The organism is Mesorhizobium sp. INR15, from assembly GCF_015500075.1.
Classification (GTDB): Bacteria; Pseudomonadota; Alphaproteobacteria; order Rhizobiales; family Rhizobiaceae; genus Mesorhizobium.
This window is the reverse complement of sequence record NZ_CP045496.1, coordinates 3,703,272-3,720,825: the sequence shown is the minus strand read 5'-3', so window position 1 is coordinate 3,720,825 and position 17,554 is coordinate 3,703,272. Positions and strand designations below refer to the sequence as shown.

General features: G+C 65.5%; 16 protein-coding genes and 1 tRNA gene. 14 read left to right on the top strand and 3 right to left on the bottom strand.

Annotated elements, in window-relative coordinates; all coding sequences use genetic code 11:
- Positions 1-8: 8 nt before the first annotated feature.
- The 5 genes from cobN to GA829_RS18125 are packed head-to-tail and all read left to right on the top strand — an operon-like array spanning position 9 to position 7,138.
- Positions 9-3,491: a cobaltochelatase subunit CobN gene (gene cobN, locus GA829_RS18145; protein WP_195174078.1), complete on the top strand. Its 3,483-nt coding sequence runs from the start codon at positions 9-11 to the stop codon at positions 3,489-3,491.
- Positions 3,488-4,987, top strand: a complete 1,500-nt coding sequence (gene cobG / locus GA829_RS18140) for a precorrin-3B synthase (RefSeq protein WP_195174077.1) — start codon at positions 3,488-3,490, stop codon at positions 4,985-4,987. The genes cobN and cobG overlap by 4 nt, the downstream gene beginning before the upstream one ends.
- A gap of 2 nt (positions 4,988-4,989) precedes the next feature.
- A complete protein-coding gene (locus GA829_RS18135; protein WP_195174076.1) occupies positions 4,990-5,622 on the top strand; it encodes a precorrin-8X methylmutase in 633 nt (210 codons plus the stop codon).
- A gap of 2 nt (positions 5,623-5,624) precedes the next feature.
- Positions 5,625-6,377, top strand: coding sequence for a precorrin-2 C(20)-methyltransferase (locus GA829_RS18130; RefSeq protein ID WP_195174075.1), 753 nt, complete (start codon positions 5,625-5,627; stop codon positions 6,375-6,377).
- On the top strand, positions 6,374-7,138 hold the full coding sequence (locus GA829_RS18125; protein WP_195174074.1) for a precorrin-3B C(17)-methyltransferase: 765 nt from the start codon (positions 6,374-6,376) through the stop codon (positions 7,136-7,138). The genes GA829_RS18130 and GA829_RS18125 overlap by 4 nt, the downstream gene beginning before the upstream one ends.
- Here the strand turns inward: GA829_RS18125 and GA829_RS18120 are convergent.
- A complete protein-coding gene (locus GA829_RS18120; protein ID WP_195174073.1) occupies positions 7,102-7,869 on the bottom strand; it encodes a cobalt-precorrin-6A reductase in 768 nt (255 codons plus the stop codon). The genes GA829_RS18125 and GA829_RS18120 overlap by 37 nt on opposite strands.
- Before the next feature lies 1 nt (position 7,870).
- Between GA829_RS18120 and cbiE the strand changes: the two genes are divergently transcribed.
- The 8 genes from cbiE (at position 7,871) to GA829_RS18080 (ending at position 14,848) form a co-directional block, all read left to right on the top strand.
- Positions 7,871-9,112 (top strand): precorrin-6y C5,15-methyltransferase (decarboxylating) subunit CbiE, encoded by a 1,242-nt coding sequence (cbiE, locus tag GA829_RS18115; RefSeq protein ID WP_195174072.1) that lies wholly within the window; start codon positions 7,871-7,873, stop codon positions 9,110-9,112.
- A complete protein-coding gene (locus tag GA829_RS18110; RefSeq protein WP_195174071.1) occupies positions 9,109-9,495 on the top strand; it encodes a cobalamin biosynthesis protein in 387 nt (128 codons plus the stop codon). Before cbiE ends, GA829_RS18110 begins: the two co-directional genes overlap by 4 nt.
- A complete protein-coding gene (gene cobM / locus GA829_RS18105) occupies positions 9,492-10,256 on the top strand; it encodes a precorrin-4 C(11)-methyltransferase (RefSeq protein ID WP_195174070.1) in 765 nt (254 codons plus the stop codon). The genes GA829_RS18110 and cobM overlap by 4 nt, the downstream gene beginning before the upstream one ends.
- On the top strand, positions 10,253-11,071 hold the full coding sequence (cobA, locus tag GA829_RS18100; protein WP_195174069.1) for a uroporphyrinogen-III C-methyltransferase: 819 nt from the start codon (positions 10,253-10,255) through the stop codon (positions 11,069-11,071). Before cobM ends, cobA begins: the two co-directional genes overlap by 4 nt.
- Complete coding sequence (locus GA829_RS18095; protein WP_195174068.1) at positions 11,068-12,384, top strand: cobyrinate a,c-diamide synthase; 1,317 nt, start codon at positions 11,068-11,070, stop codon at positions 12,382-12,384. Before cobA ends, GA829_RS18095 begins: the two co-directional genes overlap by 4 nt.
- The gene (locus tag GA829_RS18090) at positions 12,381-13,148 is read left to right on the top strand and encodes an adenosylcobinamide-GDP ribazoletransferase (RefSeq protein WP_195174067.1); all 768 of its coding nucleotides are present in this window, start codon (positions 12,381-12,383) and stop codon (positions 13,146-13,148) included. The genes GA829_RS18095 and GA829_RS18090 overlap by 4 nt, the downstream gene beginning before the upstream one ends.
- Positions 13,149-13,172: 24 nt before the next feature.
- A complete protein-coding gene (gene cobT, locus GA829_RS18085) occupies positions 13,173-14,183 on the top strand; it encodes a nicotinate-nucleotide--dimethylbenzimidazole phosphoribosyltransferase (protein WP_195174066.1) in 1,011 nt (336 codons plus the stop codon).
- A gap of 176 nt (positions 14,184-14,359) precedes the next feature.
- On the top strand, positions 14,360-14,848 hold the full coding sequence (locus tag GA829_RS18080) for a DUF417 family protein (RefSeq protein ID WP_195174065.1): 489 nt from the start codon (positions 14,360-14,362) through the stop codon (positions 14,846-14,848).
- Positions 14,849-15,055: 207 nt separating this feature from the next.
- On the opposite strand, the gene GA829_RS18075 is transcribed toward GA829_RS18080, so the two are convergent.
- Both GA829_RS18075 and GA829_RS18070 read right to left on the bottom strand, forming a co-directional pair.
- Positions 15,056-15,131, bottom strand: a tRNA-Lys gene (locus GA829_RS18075).
- A 106-nt stretch (positions 15,132-15,237) separates the two neighbouring features.
- On the bottom strand, positions 15,238-16,146 hold the full coding sequence (locus GA829_RS18070; protein WP_195174064.1) for a PhzF family phenazine biosynthesis protein: 909 nt from the start codon (positions 16,144-16,146) through the stop codon (positions 15,238-15,240).
- A gap of 117 nt (positions 16,147-16,263) precedes the next feature.
- Here GA829_RS18070 and GA829_RS18065 point away from each other — a divergent pair, with 117 nt between their 5' ends.
- Positions 16,264-17,550: an efflux RND transporter periplasmic adaptor subunit gene (locus tag GA829_RS18065; protein WP_195174063.1), complete on the top strand. Its 1,287-nt coding sequence runs from the start codon at positions 16,264-16,266 to the stop codon at positions 17,548-17,550.
- The last annotated feature ends 4 nt before the right edge of the window (positions 17,551-17,554 follow it).

Genomic DNA, 17,554 nt, shown 5'->3' with positions numbered 1-17,554 from the left:
GGACCCCGATGCATATCCTCACCACCACCTCCGCCTCGCTCGACGATCTCGCCGAGCCGGTCGATCTGCGGCAGACGCCGGCGGATGTGGTGGCGCTGTCCTTTACCGACAGTGATCTCGCCGGACTGGCGGCAGCGTGGAAGGCCGACGCCAGCCGATTGCCCACCATGCGGCTGGCGGCGCTGCGCGACCTGCGCCATCCCATGTCCGTCGACCTCTGGATCGACAGCGTCGCCCGTCACGCCAAGGTCATCCTAGTCCGCATCCTCGGCGGCTACGATTGGTGGCGCTACGGCTGCGACCAGCTTGCCTCGACCGCCAGGGAACGCGGCATAAAGCTGGCGCTGCTGCCCGGTGAATGCCGCGACGAGGATTTCAGGCTGATCGAAGCCTCGACGCTGCCGCGCGCGGAACTCGACGGCCTGCTCGACTATTTCCGCGAAGGCGGCCCGGCGAACATGACGGCGCTGGTGCATCGGCTGGCAGGGCTTGCCGGGTCGGATGTGGCAATTACCGAGCCCGTCGCGGTGCCGAAAGCAGGCTACTACGAACCCGGTCGTGGCGTCGTCCCCCTCCCCCTCGAGGGGAGGGTCCGGCCGCAGGCCGGGGGTGGGGTCGCTCGTGAAGTGCGCCGACTTCAAGAAGCGCCGCATCCAGCCGCACCGACGCCACCCGGCCCTGCGGGCCACCCTCCCCTCAAGGGGGAGGGATACGCCGCGCCCATCATCCCAATTCTCTTCTATCGCTCGATGCTGCTTGCCGCCGATGTCGCCCCGATTGATGCGCTTTATGAGGCATTGCGGCAGCGCGGCATGACCCCGCTCCCCATCTTCGTCTCCAGCCTCAAGGACCCGACATCCCTCGCCTTTGTCGAAACCGCACTTGCCAAGCTGAAACCCGCCGCCATCATCACAGCGACCGCGTTTGCTTCCGGCGCGGAACCCGGCATTGAAACGCTGTTTGACCGCGCCGGCGTGCCGGTCTTCCAGGTCATCGTGGCGACGACCCGCCGCGACATCTGGCAAAACAATCAGCGCGGCCTGGCGCCCGCTGACCTTGCCATGCATGTCGTGCTTCCCGAATTGGATGGCCGCATCCTCGCAGGCGCCATTTCCTTCAAGGGCGAAACCGATATCGATCCAGCGCTTGGCCATCGCGCACTGGCCAACCGGCCCGAGCCTGATCGCGTCGCGCAAGTGGCAAACCGCGTTGAAGCCTTCATCCGGCTGCAACAGACGGCACATGCCGAGCGCAAGCTCGCCATCCTGATCCCCGATTATCCGAGCGCGCCCGGCCGCACCGGCTACGCCGTCGGCCTCGACGTGCCTTCCAGCGTGCTGGCCATGCTGCATGACTTGAGGGAGCAGGGCTACGCCATTGAGGGGATTCCGCAATCGCCGCGCGAGCTGCTGGATTTGCTTGAGCTTGGCGAACAGGGCTTGGGGCTGGATGATTATCTCGACCTTTCAGCCGCCCTGCCAGCGGACGCACTTGCTGCGGTAGAGGCGGCTTGGGGAAAGGCGGAAGATGAAACGGGTTTGCGCGAGGCGCCCCCCTCGGCAAGATTCCCCTTTCGCGCCGCCACCTTCGGCAACGTCACCGTCGCCCTCGCCCCGGATCGTGGCCGCTCCGCCGACCGCCGCGCCGATTACCACGACCCCACACTCCCGCCGCGCCATGCCTTGCTCGCCTTTGGCCTCTGGCTCCAGAAATCGCTCGGCGTCCACGCCCTCATCCATGTCGGCGCGCATGGCACGCTGGAGTGGCTTCCGGGCAAGACGGTCGCGCTGTCGCAGAACTGCTTCCCCGAGATCGTCACCGGCCCCTTGCCCGTCATCTATCCCTTCATCGTCTCCAATCCCGGTGAGGCGGCACAGGCCAAGCGGCGCATCGCCGCCGTCACGCTCGGCCACTTGCCGCCACCGCTGGCCGGCGCCGGACTCGATGAAGAACAGCACAGGCTGGAGCGCCTGGTCGATGAATATGCCCAGGCCGACGGCCTCGACCGCCGCCGCCGCGACCGGCTGGCAAAGCTGATCGTCGAGAGCGCGCAAAAGACCGGCCTCGCAGCCGAAGCCGGTGTCGCCAAGACAGATGCACCGGACGAAGCCCTGCGCCGCATTGACGCCTGGCTCTGCGATCTCAAGGATTTCGCCATCAAGGACGGGCTGCATATCTATGGCCGCTCGCCTGGGGACGAACCTGACACGATACGCCGCCAAAGCGCCGAGGCCGAGAAGACAGCGTTGCTCGCGGCACTTGACGGCCGTCATATCAAGGCCGGTCCGGCGGGCGCGCCCGCGCGCGGCCGTTCCGATGTGCTGCCCACCGGCCGCAACCTGTTCACGTCAGACCCACGCACCATGCCGACACCAACGGCCTATGATCTGGGCCGAGCCGCGGCAGAGGAAGTCGTGCGCGCCTACATGCAGTCGCATGGCGACTGGCCGCGTTCACTGGTCATCGATCTCTGGGGCTCGGCGTCGCTGCGCACTGGCGGCGAGGAAATCGCGCAAGGCCTGGCGCTGATGGGCTGCCGTCCGCAATGGGATGCCGCGACCGGGCGCATCACCGGCATCGAGGTGCTGCCGCCTGCCGCCCTTGGCCGCCCGCGCGTCGATGTCACCTGGCGCATATCAGGCCTGTTCCGCGACATGTTCCCAACCCAGATCGCGCTGATCGACGCTGCCGCCAACGCCGTTGCCGCGCGCGACGAGGACGCTTCGGAAAATCCGCTCGCCGCCCGCACAAGAACGGACGGCAAGATCAGCCCACGCATTTTCGGCACATCGCCCGGCACCTACGGCGCGGGCGTCGAGGATCTGCTGTCCAGCGGCGACTGGGCCGCGCGCGAAGAGATTGGCCGCGCCTACCTTGACGCCACCTCACACGCCTATGGCGGCGCCGAAGGCGAAGGCATTTCCGCGCCGGGCGCTTTCGAAACCCGTATCGCCGAGGCCGACCTGCTCGTTCACACCGGCGACGACCCCGGCCGCGACATTCTGGAAGGTTCCGCCGATGTCGCCTTCATCGGCGGCTTTTCAGCCGCATTGGCGGCGCTCGGCAGGAATGCCGACGTCATTGTGCTGGACACCACGGATCCGCAGCAGCCCAAGCCGCGTTCGGTTGGCGAGGCGGTGTCGCGCGTCGTCCGCGCCCGCGCTGTCAATGCCCGCTTCATATCCGGCCAGATGCGTCATGGTCCGCGCGGCGCATCGGAATTCGCCGAGACGGTGGACCGCCTCGTCGGCTTCGCCGAGACCACCCATGCGATTTCAGGCGCGCTGATCGAGGCCGTGCACGACGCCTATCTCGGTGATCCCCTGGTGCGCGCCTTCATCCTGCGCGAGAACCCGGCTGCGGCAAAGGTTATCGCCGAGCGTTTCCTGTCGGCGCGCCGGCGGGGCCTCTGGCACCCCTTGCGCAATTCCATCGATGACGACCTTACCGCACTGATCGCCGAAGCCCAGGCCCTTGGGGTCGCGGCATGAACGCCTTCTCGCGCCGTGGCGCTTGCCCGGCTTTGTCGGCGCCGATGCAGACCGGCGACGGGCTTCTTGTCCGGCTCAATCCGGTTGCTGGAGGCCCATCTTCTGGAGGCCGATCTTCTGGAGGATTGCCGCCAAAGCTGTTGATCGGACTCGGTGAATCCGCGCTGCGGCATGGGAACGGCATCATGGAAGTCACCGCGCGCGGCAGCCTGCAGATACGCGGCCTGACCTCGGAGAGCGCACGGCTGCTTGCAACGGAAGTCGACACACTCGGCATCGCGGTGCGCATTGGCGTACCAGTCGAGACCGGACCGCTGGCCGGCATCGACCCACAAGAGATCGCCGACCCGCACCCGCTGGCCGAGCGAATCCAGGCAGCGGTTGACGAAGCCGGTTTGACGCAGCGGCTGGGGCCGAAGGTGTCGGTGGTCGTCGATGGCGGCGGGCAGCTGACGATGGATGCGATAACGGCTGATGTCAGGCTGAAGGCTGTGCGGACGGAGGGTGGGATTCAGTGGCAGCTGTCTGTCGCTGGCGATGGACAGATTGCGAGGCCACTCGTTGTGATCGAGGAAGATATCGCCCGCGATATCGCGGTCGCTGCTTTGAGAATGGTCGCCGAAAAAGGCCGCGAAGCCCACGCAAGGGATTTGTCGGAGAGGCAGCTAGCGTCCCTCGCAGGCTGGCATTCCTTCGCGCCCCCCTCTGTCCTGCCGGACATCTCCCCCGCTAGGGGGGAGATCGGCAGCTCCATTGACGGCGCATACGTAGCAGTGTTGGCGGTTAGCGAAGGCCGCGATGGAAAGCCAATATCCCCACCTGTGGGGGAGATGTCCGGCAGGACAGAGGGGGGCGCGAAGGATCGCCGGCCTATTGGCATTTTCGACCTGACCGCAGCCGGCTTCGCCCTGGGCATCGGCCTTCCCTACGGCAGCATCCCGGCGGAAAAACTCATCGACCTCACCCAAACCGCCCTCACCCTCGGCACAACCGAAATTCGCCTCGCGCCTGGGCGCGCCCTGCTTTTCCTCGGTCAGGCGGCAGCCGCCAACCAGTCCCTTCAGCACGCTGCCGCCACCCTCGGCTTCGTCACCGACCCCGCCGACCCGCGCACACGCATCGCCGCCTGCCCTGGTACACCGGCCTGCGCCTCGGGCCAGATCGCCACGCGCGACATCGCCGACGCAATCGCCTCGGGAAACGCCGACGTGCTCGATCCCTCCGTCACCTTGCACATTTCTGGCTGTGCCAAGGGCTGCGCCCACCCCGGCAAAGCAGCACTGACGTTGGTCGGGGGCGAAAATGGAGCCGGACTTGTCGTGAACGCGACGGCAAAGGCTCTTCCTGACAGCTACAGGCCGGGCTATGACGCCGCGCGCGGCATTGCCCGCGTCGCGGCCAGACTCCGCCGCGAACGATTTTCAGGTGAAACCACCGCCGCCTGCCTGGCAAGACTTGGCGCGGCCGGCATCACCGAGACATACCGACAGGAATGAGCATGGCCGCCTACGACTACATCCATGACGGCAACGCGATCTACGAGCGCTCCTTCGCCATCATCCGCGCCGAAGCCGACCTGTCCCGGTTTTCCGAGGCCGAGGCCGATGTCGCCATCCGCATGATTCATGCTTGCGGCCAGGTCGAGGCTACCAGGCACTTTGTCTTCTCGCCGGATTTTGTCGCCACCGCACGCGCGGCACTTTCAGCCGGCGCACCGATTTTCTGCGATGCGGAAATGGTTTCGCACGGCGTTACCCGTGCCCGGCTGCCCGCCGGCAACGAGGTGATCTGCACGTTGCGCGACCCGCGAACCCATGAGATCGCCAAGGAAATCGGCAACACCCGCTCGGCTGCCGCGATCGACCTGTGGGGCGAGCGCATGGCCGGTTCGGTGGTCGCCATCGGCAACGCGCCAACGGCACTTTTCTACCTGCTGGAAAAATTGCGCGACGGCGCGCCGAAGCCGGCGGCCATCATCGGCATGCCGGTCGGCTTTGTCGGCGCCGCCGAATCGAAGGATGCGCTGGCCGAGAATTCCTACGGCGTGCCCTACGCCATCGTGCGCGGACGGCTCGGCGGCAGTGCCATGACCGCCGCAGCGCTCAACGCCCTGGCAAGGCCGGGCCTGTGACCATGTTGGCAAAAGGACGGCTTGTCGGCGTCGGCACCGGTCCCGGCGATCCCGAACTGTTGACGCTGAAGGCGGCCCGGGCGCTGGCGGAAGCCGATGTCGTGGCCTATTTCGCCAAGCGCGGCAACAACAGCAACGCGCGCGCCATCGTCGAAGCGCGCTTTCGCCCTGACATGATGGAACTGCCGCTGCTCTATCCCGTCACCACCGAAATCGACAAGGATCACGACGACTACCGGTCGCAGATCACCGGCTTCTACGAAGAGTCCGCCGAAAGGGTCGCCGAACATCTCGATGCCGGGCGCATGGTTGCCGTCCTGTCGGAAGGCGACCCGCTGTTTTACGGTTCCTACATGCACCTGCATGTGCGCCTGGCGCACCGTTTTCCGACCGAGGTTATCCCAGGCGTCACCGCCATGTCGGGCTGCTGGTCGCAGACCGGACTGCCGATCGTCCAGGGCGACGATGTGCTGACGGTGCTGCCCGGCACGATGAGCGAATTCGAACTGACGCGCCGGCTTGCCGACACCGATGCCGCCGTCATCATGAAGGTTGGCCGGAACCTGCCCAAGATCAGGCGGGCGCTTGAGGCCACCGGCAAACTGACGCGCGCCGTCTATGTCGAACGCGGCACCATGGCTGGAAGCGTCTCGATGAAGCTAACCGACAAGCAGGACGACAAGGCGCCCTATTTCGCCATCGTGCTGGTCGCCGGCTGGTCCGGCCGGCCTGGCGCATCGGGAGCACAAGCATGAGCGGCCGTCTCACCGTCATCGGCCTTGGGCCAGGCAACGCCGATCAGGTGACGCCGGAGGCCAGCCACGCCGTGGAGCAGGCGAAATTCTTCTACGGCTACAAGCCCTATCTCGACCGGCTCGAATTGCGCGCCGACCAGACCCGCGTTGCCTCGGACAATCGCGAAGAACTTGCCCGCTCCAAGGATGCGCTGGTGAAGGCCGCCGAAGGCCATGATGTCGCCGTCGTCTCCGGCGGCGACCCAGGCGTCTTCGCGATGGCTGCGGCTGTCTGCGAGGCGATCGAGGCCGGCCCGGCCAAATGGCGCGCGGTCGACGTCGCTGTGGTGCCCGGCATCACCGCGATGCTGGCCGTTGCCGCCCGCATCGGCGCGCCGCTCGGCCATGATTTCTGCGCCATCTCGCTGTCCGACAATCTGAAGCCGTGGGAGTTGATCGAGCTGCGCCTGCTGGCGGCGGCTGGCGCCGGTTTCGTCATCGCGCTCTACAACCCGATCAGCAAGGCTCGGCCGTGGCAGTTGGGCCGCGCCTTCGAGTGCCTGACCGCCATCCTGCCGGGCACCACGCCGGTGATTTTCGGCCGCGCCGCAGGCCGGCCGGATGAGCGTATCGAGGTCTATCTGCTGGCCGATGTCGACGCGCAAAAGGCCGATATGGCCACCTGCATCATCATCGGCTCGCCGGAAACCCGGATCATCCGGCGCGGCGACATGCCGTCACTGGTCTACACGCCGCGTTCGATCTCAGGCTCCAGAACATGATCGACCATGGCGGCGAGCGCTTCGATGGTTTCAGCCGAGGGAACGTCCGGCAGGGTCGGCCTGCGGACCATGACCACCTCGATGCCGAGCGCCCGCGCCACCGCGATCTTCCCGTAAGTAGCCTCGCCGCCACTGTTCTTGGACACGACGACGTCGATGCCCCGGTGTTCGAGCAAAACGCGTTCATCAGCTTCCCGGAACGGGCCGCGCGCCAACAGATATTCGGCGTCAGCAACCCTAAGCTTCGGCTCGACCGGATCGACACTGCGGATGAGATAGTGGTGCTGGGGCGCGGCTTCGAAAGCCGCGACCTCTTGCCGGCCCAGCGCCAGGAAGGCGTGGCGCGCCGTTGCTCCGAGAGCCCGAACCGCATCGGCCACGCTATCGACCACTGTCCAGCGATCGCCTTCGACAGGCTCCCAGCCCGGACGGCGCAACGCAAGCATCGCAACGCCTGCCTGATGCGCCGCTTGCGACGCGTTGGCGGAAATCCGCGCCGCGTAGGGATGGGTGGCGTCTATCAGCAGATCGGTGCCGTTTTCCTTGAGATAGACGGCGAGCCCGTCCGCGCCGCCAAAACCGCCCGAGCGGATCGGCACGCCTTGCGCAACCGGATTTTCAGTGCGGCCGGCCAGCGAGAGCGTGACCGACAGATCGGCGCGAGCATCAAGCTTACCCGCCAGTTGCCGGGCTTCGGTGGTTCCGCCAAGGATCAGAATTCGGTGGGTCATCATGCCTGCTGAGGGTCCGCGCAGCGCCAGACACACGTCGAAATGGCTGACGGTTATCGGCATCGGCGAAGACGGTTTAGCCGGTCTCGGCGACGAGGCCAAGCAGCTGATCACCAGCGCTGAATTCATCTTCGGCGGCAAGCGTCACCTCGCCCTTGTAGCGGCCTTCGCCAAGGGTGAGGCCCGTGCCTGGCCGGTTCCCTTCGATGCCGAGATGAATGACGTGCTGGCGCTGGCTGGCCGGCGCGTCTGCGTGCTCGCCTCTGGCGATCCCTTCTTCCATGGTGTCGGCGCCACCCTCGCCCGCAAGGTTTCGGTCGACGACATGCATGTCATCCCATCGCCCTCGGCCTTCTCGTTGGCGGCATCGCGCCTCGGCTGGCCGCTGCAGGATGTCGAGGCGATCTCCTTGCATGGTCGTCCGCTCGACCTGATCCGGCCGCTGCTGCATCCCTCGACCCGCATCCTCGCGCTGACGTCCGATGCGCAAGCACCCGCGGCAATCGCGCGCCTGCTGAGCGAAACCGGCTTCGGCGCTTCGCGGCTGACCGTTCTGGAAGCACTGGGCGGTCCGAGTGAAGACCTTCGCTCGACTGAAGCCAATGCCTTCGACCTCGAAAACATCAATCCACTCAATGTGGTGGCGATCGAAGTTGATTCCGTGCCCGATGCCCGCGTCCTGCCCTTGGCATCAGGTATCGCCGACCATCTGTTCGAGCATGACGGCCAGATCACCAAGCGCGAAATCCGCGCCGTCACCTTGTCGGCGCTGGCGCCAAAGCGCGGCGAACTGTTGTGGGATATCGGCGCCGGCTCTGGTTCCATCGGCATCGAATGGATGCTGGCCCACCCGTCGATGCGTGCGATCGCCATTGAGCCGGATGCAACGCGCGCTGCCCGCATCCATCGCAACGCAACCGCCGGCGGCGTTCCGGGCCTGATTATTGTCGAAGGATCCGCCCCTGAGGCCCTTGCCGGGCTGGACCCGCCCAACGCGATCTTCATCGGTGGCGGCGGCAGTGACGACGGCGTGCTCGACGCTGCCATCAATGCTTTGCCAGCCGGTGGCAGGCTGGTCGCCAATGCGGTGACGCTTGAGATGGAAGTGCTGCTTCTCGCCCGCCACGCATCGCTCGGCGGCGACCTCACCCGCATCGCCATATCCCGCGCCTCCCCGGTCGGTTCGATGCAGGCGTGGCGCCCGGCGATGCCGGTTACGCAATGGTCGTGGGTAAAGCCATGATGGTCGCGGGCATCGGCAGCCGCAAAGGCGTCAGCGTCGAGGACGTACTTGCCGCGATCGAGACCACGCTCGAAGCGCATGGCCTCGCGATGACAGCGCTTTCTGCCCTCGCCACGGTGACACTGAAGCAGGACGAAGAGGCGATCCTGGCGGCTGGGCGCGCCCTGAACCTTCCGGTCATTGTCGCCGACGAAGCCGCGCTCAAGTCGGTCTCGGACGAGACATTCAGCCAGTCCGATCTGTCGCAGGCACTGGCCGGGACGCCGTCGGCTTCCGAAGCGGCCGCTCTCGCCGTTGCCGGCAAAGGGGCGACACTGCTCGGCCCTCGCACCGTGCTCGGCGCGGTCACCTGCGCCATCGCCATCAGCGGAGATGCCGAATGACCGTCCATTTCATCGGCGCCGGTCCGGGCGCCGCCGATCTCATCACGCTGCGCGGCAGCCGGCTGCTGGCAAGCTGCCCGGTGTGCCTCCACGCCGGCTCGATCGTCGCGCCTGAGCTTTTGCAGCACTGCGCACCGGGAACGAAACTCATCGACACCGCACCGATGTCGCTCGACGAGATCGAGGCCGAATATGTCGCCGCTCACAAGGCCGGCCAAGACGTCGCCCGCCTGCATTCCGGCGACTTGTCGGTATGGAGCGCCGTTGCCGAGCAGATCCGCCGGCTGGACAAGCATGGCATCCCCTACACGCTGACGCCGGGCGTGCCCTCTTTCGCCGCCGCGGCGGCAGCACTTCGCCGCGAGTTGACCATTCCTGAGGTGGCCCAGAGCCTGGTGCTGACCCGCATCTCAGGCCGCGCCTCGAAGATGCCGCCCGGTGAAACGCTGGGCGGCTTCGGCCGCACCGGTGCGACACTCGCCATCCATCTTGCCATCCACGCCATCGACCGTGTCGTCGCGGAACTGACGCCCTGCTACGGCGGCGATTGTCCGGTCGCGGTCGTCTTCCGCGCCTCATGGCCGGATGAGCGCGTGCTGACCGGCACGCTGGCGACGATCGAGGCGCTGCTCGCCGCCGATCCGATGGAGCGCACCGCGATCATCTTTGTCGGCCGTTCGCTGGCGGCGGAGGATTTCGGCGAGAGTTCACTTTACGACGCCCACTATCAGCGGCGTTTTCGCGGACGGGATGGATTGTGAGCGGCAACGCCAAAAACAACAGCGGCAACACCGCGCTCGAACAGGCGCTGGCGCGGCTGAATTTCAAGCCCCAGACGCTTGAGCCCGGCCATGTCTGGCTGGCCGGCGCCGGCCCAGGCGATCCCGGCTGCCTGACGCTGGAAGTGCTGGCGGCGCTGACCGAGGCCGATGCTTTGGTCTACGATGCGCTGGTTTCGCCTGATGTCGTCGCGGTGGCTGCCGATGCCGAGCTGTTCTACGCCGGCAAGCGCGGCGGAAAGCCGTCGATGAAGCAGGACGATATCACCGCGTTGCTGGTTCGGCTGGCGCGTGAAGGCCGCCGTGTGGTCAGGCTGAAGGGCGGCGATCCCTATATGTTTGGCCGTGGAGGCGAAGAAGCGCTGGCGCTGGCGCGCGAAACCATCCCGTTCCGCGTCCTGCCGGGCCTGACGTCCGGCCTCAGTGCGCTGGCCGCCACCGGCATTCCCGCCACCATGCGCGGCATCAACAAGGCGGTGATCCTGGCCACCGGTCATGCCGCCGGCACCGATGATGATTTGGATTGGGCGGCGATCGCCCGCACCGGGCAACCGGTCGTCATCTACATGGGCATGGCCAATCTGCCCTTGATCGCCGGCTCGCTGCTTGAAGGCGGGCTCGCGCCATCAACGCCAGCAGCGGTGATTGTTGCCGCGACAACGCCGCAGGAGCGCATCGTTGTCGCGACACTCGCCACCATTGCCGAAGAAGCAGCGGCGGCAGGGCTGGCGTCGCCGGCGCTGATCGTCGTCGGCGGCATCGTCGCCATGCGCGCGGCGTTGGCAGGCAATTCATGACCGCCCGCGCCATCATCATCGGCGCGCCGCGCTCCGGCTCCGGCAAGACCAGCGTCACCATCGGCATCCTGCGCGCGCTGACCCGGCGCGGCCTGAAGGTGCGCGGCGCCAAGTCCGGCCCCGACTATATCGATCCCGGCTTTCACACGGCAGCCACCGGCCTCTCCGGCGTCAATCTCGACAGCTGGGCGATGCCGCCGTCGCTGCTCAACGCGTTGGCCGCGCAAGCCGCCGACGATACCGACTTCGTCATCCTCGAAAGCGCCATGGGCCTGTTCGACGGGATACCGGCAGCACCCGGCCGAACAGGCTCAGCCGCCGATCTCGCCCGGCTCTACGGCCTCCCGGTCCTGCTGGTGCTCGACGTCTCCGGCCAATCGACCACGGCAGCCGCTGTTGCCAAGGGCTTTGCCACCTATGATCCTGACGTGCGCATGGCCGGCGTGGTGCTCAACCGGCTCGGTAGCGAACGCCATCGCCGCCTGTCGGGCGACGCCATCGAGGCGATCGGCCTGCCAGTGGTCGGCGCGATCCTGCGCGATCCCAGTTTGAACCTGCCTGAACGCCATCTCGGCCTGGTCCAGGCCGGCGAATATGATGACCTGATGGCGCATCTCGACCGGCTGGCCGACATGGCCGAAAAATCGCTCGATCTCGACGCGATCATCCGGCTGGCAACGCCTCTCACCCCTGCAGCGGGCGATTTCACTGACGCCTTGCCGCCACCCGGCCAGCGCATCGCGCTGGCCGAGGATGCGGCGTTCACCTTCCTCTATCCGCATGTCGCCGCCTATTGGCGCAAGGCTGGCGCGGACATCGTTGCCTTCTCGCCGCTTGCCGATGAAGCACCTAATGAGAGTTGCGACGTCTGCTGGCTGCCGGGCGGCTATCCCGAGCTTCATGCCGGCCGCCTTGCCGCGGCCAGGAATTTCCAAGCAGGCATGGCGCGTTTCGCCGCCAAAAAACCCATCCATGGTGAGTGCGGGGGCTTCATGGTGCTTGGCGAAGCGCTGGAAGATGCAGCCGGCGAGACGCACAGGATGCTCGGCCTGCTTGGTCACTCAACCAGCTTTGCCCGGCGCAAGATGAACCTCGGCTATCGCGAGGCGCGACTACGCGCCGATTGCCCATTGGGTTCGCAAGGCGCGCTGATCCGTGGCCACGAATTCCACTATGCGCAAATGACAGCAAGCGGCAATGACGAGCCATTGGCCGATCTCGCCGATGGCCAGGGCACGCCCATCGGCGCTTCCGGCTACCGGCGCGGCCACGTCAGCGGCACCTTCTTCCACGCCATCGCGAGGGGCGAATGAACACCCTCCCTTCCCCGCGCCAGCTGCTCGACGACATCGCGCTGTGCCTTGTCTTCTTCACCCGGTTGCCGCTGCCGATCTTTGATTTTCGCGGCAGAACCCTTGCCGAGGCGATCTGGGCCGCTCCGGTCGTTGGCCTTGCGGTCGGTTTGATCGGCGCGATCGTCTTTGCCACGGCGGAACGATTTGGCGTCGCCATGGCGCCGGCGGCGGCACTTGCGCTGGCCGCAACCATGCTCGTCACCGGTTGCCTGCATGAGGATGGGCTTTCCGACGTCGCCGACGGCTTTGGCGGCGGCAAGAACAGGGGCCGCAAACTCGAAATCATGCGCGACAGCCGCATCGGCGCCTATGGCGCCGCCGCACTCGGCCTGTCGCTGCTGTTGCGCTGGAGTGTCATTTCGCAATTCACCGAGCCGACGCAGGCGCTGTTCGGCCTTGTCGCCGCGCATGCCGCCTCGCGCGGCCTGCTCGGCGCTTTCATGCATCTGCTGCCATCAGCTCGCATTGACGGCCTCTCGGCCGATGCCGGCACAGTCTCAAAACGGACCGCGATTGCCGGCGCGGCAATTGGCGCTGTGTCGCTGCTCCTGCTGGGACCGGGCGGCGCTGTCTGCGCCGCCATCCTGATCGGCCTTGTCTTCGTCGGCTTCCGTGCGCTTTGCCTCAATCAGATCGACGGCCAGACCGGGGATACGATCGGCGCCTTGCAGCAACTGGCCGAAATCACAGTGCTTCTCGTCGCTTCCGTTGCCCTTTCCTGACTCTGTCTCGGAGAAACCCTTCCCATGCCATTCAAATCGCTCGATGAATTGCGCGCCGCCTGCCTCGATTTGCCCACAGGCAGCGACACCGCCGCCAATGCGGTCGCCCGCCGTCAGGACACGCTGACCAAGCCGCAAGGCAGCCTCGGCCGGCTGGAAACCATCGCCGCATGGCTGGCGCGCTGGCAGGGCCGCGACATGCCAAAACTCGACCGCGTGAAAGTCTTCGTCTTTGCCGGCAACCACGGCGTTACCGCGCAAGGCGTGTCGGCCTTCCCGTCGGAAGTCACGGTGCAGATGGTGGCGAATTTCGCCGGCGGTGGCGCCGCCATCAACCAGCTTGCCCGCATTGCCGGCGCCGAACTCGACGTCATCCCGCTCGACCTCGATCATCCCACAGGCGACTTCACGCAAGTGCCGGCGATGGACGACGAGGCGTTCCTGACAGCCGTCTCAGCCGGCTACGACGCGGTGACGAAAGACCTCGATCTCATCTGCTTCGGCGAAATGGGCATTGGCAACACGACGCCGGCGGCGGCCATATCGGCCGCCTTGTTTGGCGGCGGAGCGGAAAAATGGACTGGACGCGGCACAGGCGTCGACGACGCCGGCCTGAAGCGCAAGGTGGTCGCAATCGAGGCAGGCCTAAAGCGCCACGCGCAGGCTCTCGCCGATCCGCTTGCTATCGCCGCCGCGCTTGGCGGACGCGAACTCGCCGCCATCTTCGGCGCGACGCTGGCCGCGCGCCACCATGGCATACCGGTGCTGCTCGACGGCTTCGTCTGCACAGCGGCTGCCGCCCCACTGGCCAAGCTGCACCCGACCGGCCTCGCCCACACGATCGCGGCGCACGTCTCCGCCGAATCGGGGCATCGTGGCCTGCTCGAAGCCCTCGGCATGCCACCGCTGCTCGACCTCGGCATGCGTCTCGGCGAAGGCTCCGGCGCCTGCCTCGCCGTCAATGTCGTGCGCTCCGCGCTGGAGTGCCACGCCCACATGGCGAGCTTTGCCGAGGCCGGCGTTTCGGAGAAGTAGGGCTGTGATGCCGATCAGGGCACACCGATTTTTTTCAATTTGAGGATGTAACGAAATCTCTCCGCCGACGAAGTTAGTTGTGTGGCCCTCAAGAGCCCTACAGCTGGCAAAAACCACCGCCGCTGCGGCTCCGTGGTGTGACATATCCCCTCCCAATTGTCGGCAAAGGACGTTGCATGCTTAGAGAGTTCAATATCGCTGAGAAAGGCGTCGGCTCCTATTGGTCGCTAGCCATTCTCAGGTGGGTAATGGTGCTGATTTTCGTGTCGTTCGGGATCCAGAAATTCACACCGCAGTCAGCGCAAGGAATCGCTCTGTTCATCTCCAACAGTCCGTTCGTTTCCTGGCTCCAGATTTTTGGAATTAGGGGCGAGGCCTATCTTCTGGGCTGCGTCGAGTTGGTGACGGCCGCTCTTTTGGCTTTCGGTTCTTTTGTGCCCATCCTGTCTGCCTTGGGCGCATTGATCGGGGTCGGTACGTTTCTGATCACCTGGTCGTTTTTCTTTACGACCCCTGGGGTCGTAGTATGGAGCATTTCCACCGATCCCATTGCGTGGACTCTGGCTGGAGAGTTTCTATACAAGGACATAGTGCTTCTCTGTGTTTGCCTGGTTTTGTTTCTCAACTCTCTTCCAACGGCCTTGATTCGCCTTCGAGAGAAATAGCAGCGCGAGGCGCGCCTTGCTGGGCCGGCCGCAATCCGGTCACGGCTTTCTTCCAGAGCCTTCAGCTTGCGCGCATCGCCATCCAGGCCTGACTTCGGCTGCGCCGTTGCGGAGACACAGAAAAGTCCATGGAACCGGACGGCGCATGCCGCAGACGCGTCAACGCGTCCCGGGCTCGAAGGGTCTTCCACCAATTTTTTGAAAATTTGGTGGGTGCGCACAGGATTGAACTGTGGACCCGCTGATTAAGAGTCAGCTGCTCTACCAACTGAGCTACGCACCCACTCGGCCGGCAAAAACCGGCGTTGGCGGCGATATAGCCGCCACCATCGGTCCTGTCCAGCCCTGCTGGAGTCATTTCCCGACAAATCGCTTTCAGCCCATCGCGATCAAACGAAAAGCTTGCCTTCGGCCACCTTCACGGCGTTGCCGCCGATGCGCGCGGAGGCCAGTTTTCCGGCTTCAGCGGTCAATTCGAGGCGGATTCGCGACGGCCGGCCCATCTCCAACCCCTGCTCGATCCAAAGCTGCGACACACCGTCCATGGGGCGATCGAAATGCATGATCGCGCCGGCAAAGGCCGCCGCCGCCGAACCGGTGGCCGGATCTTCATAGGAAGGGGTGCCCGGCACGATCATGCGCACGTGGAAGGCGCTCTCGTGATTCACCGTCTGGCGGCAATAGACATAGGGGCTGGCGAAGGCCCATTCGCTCTTGCGCGGCGCAAGTTCCGACCACGCCTGGTTGTCCAGCTTGATGCGCGCGGCAACCTCGAGGTCGGCAACGGGTATGGTCACATAGGGTACGCCGGCCGACCAGAACGATACCTGATGATTCTCGAAACCGATCTCGTGCGGCGCGAGCCCGAGCGCAGCGCCGATTCGCACCGGGTCGGCGGCCAGTTCCAGTTGCTCCGGCAGTTTCGCCAGGTCGAATTCGGCAAAGGTCGCGCCATCGTGCTTGCTGACAGCGCAACGCACCGGCCCGATGTTCTCCTCTAGCACGAATATCCCTGCATCGCCCTCCTGCGCCAGTTCGGCGAGTGCGACCGCCGAGCCGACAGTCGGATGGCCGGCGAACGGCATCTCGTAATCGGGCGTGAAGATCCGGATTCTTGCGCGGTGCTTGGGATTGTCCGGCGGCAGCACGAACACCGATTCGGACAGGTTGAACTCGCGTGCGATTGCCTGCATCGCGGCCGTGTCCAGGCCCTTGCTGTCCAGCACGACAGCCAGCGGATTGCCGGCCAGCCGGTCGCGGGTAAACACGTCGTAGAGCAAATAATTGCGTGGCTGCATTTCAAAAAGTCCTCTGCCTCAATCCCAACATGAGCGAAATTTAATTTGATATTCGAACCATTAAGCCTGATCTGTGCACTCATAGGGACATCATTTTCGCTGCTTAAGGGGTCCAGCGTGGACCAGATTGTCAATCTGCCAAATGCGGAATCCACTTCCGCCATCGAGACCGCACTTGGGCTCGACAAGACAGGGCTGCGCAAGAAGCGCCGTCGCGGCTGGTCCTATGTGCTGCTGGCGCTGATCGTCGTTGTCGCGGGCCTGGCCGCCTACCAGTGGTATGTCGGCTCGCCCGCCAAGATCGACTACACGACGACACCCGCCGCGATTGCCGATCTCACCATCCAGGTGTCGGCGACCGGCACGCTGCAGCCCCTCACCCAGGTCGACATTTCCAGCCAGCTGTCCGGCATCATCCGCTCGGTCTCGGCGGAAGAAAACCAGCAGGTCAAGAAGGGCGACGTGCTGGCCGCGCTCGACACGACGAAGCTCCAGGTGCAGATCGAACGCGCCGAGGCTTCGGCCAAGGCGGCCGCCGCCAATGTCGAGGATGCCAAGGTCACCCTGGACGAAAACGAAAAGGCGCTGGTGCGCGCGGCGGCCCTCACCAAGCGCGGCATGGCAACGGACCAGTCGCTTGAAGCCGCTACCGCGACCCGCGACCGCTCCAAGGCAGCGATCGACAGCGCCGAGGCCAATCTCGCCATCGCCAATGCCGATCTCAAGTCGCAGCAGACCGACCTCGCCAACAGCACCATCTATGCGCCGATCGACGGCATCATCCTGACGCGCTCGGTCGATCCCGGCCAGACGGTTGCCTCCTCGCTGCAGGCGCCGGTGCTGTTCATCATCGCCGCCGATCTCAGGAACATGGAATTGAAGGCGGCGGTCGACGAGGCCGATATCGGCGCGGTCAAGACCGGCCAGCATGCCCGCTTCACGGTCGATGCCTTCCCTGAACGGCCGTTCGATGCCGAGATCCGCGACATCTCGTTTGCCTCGGTCACCACCGATGGCGTCGTCACCTACAATGCGCGGCTCGAGGTCGACAACAAAGAGCTTCTGCTGCGCCCCGGCATGACCGCCACCGTTTCTGTCGTCACCAGACAGGCCAAGGGTGTGCTGACTGTGCCAGCCGCCGCCTTCCGCTATCGCCCCGTGCAACAGGCAGCGCGTGGATGGAGCCTCAGCGACCTGTTCACCGGTCGCATGGGCCGTCCCAACCGCCAGCGCCCGGCAACACCGCCGCCGACCGATGGCTCGCGCACACTCTACGTGCTGCAGAACGGCCGGCCGCACGCGGTCAACGTCAAGATCGGCTCCACCGACGGCGAACTCACCGAGATTACGTCGGGTCTGGATGAAGGCGCTGAGGTCATCACGGCGTCGCAGTTGCGGAGCTGACGTC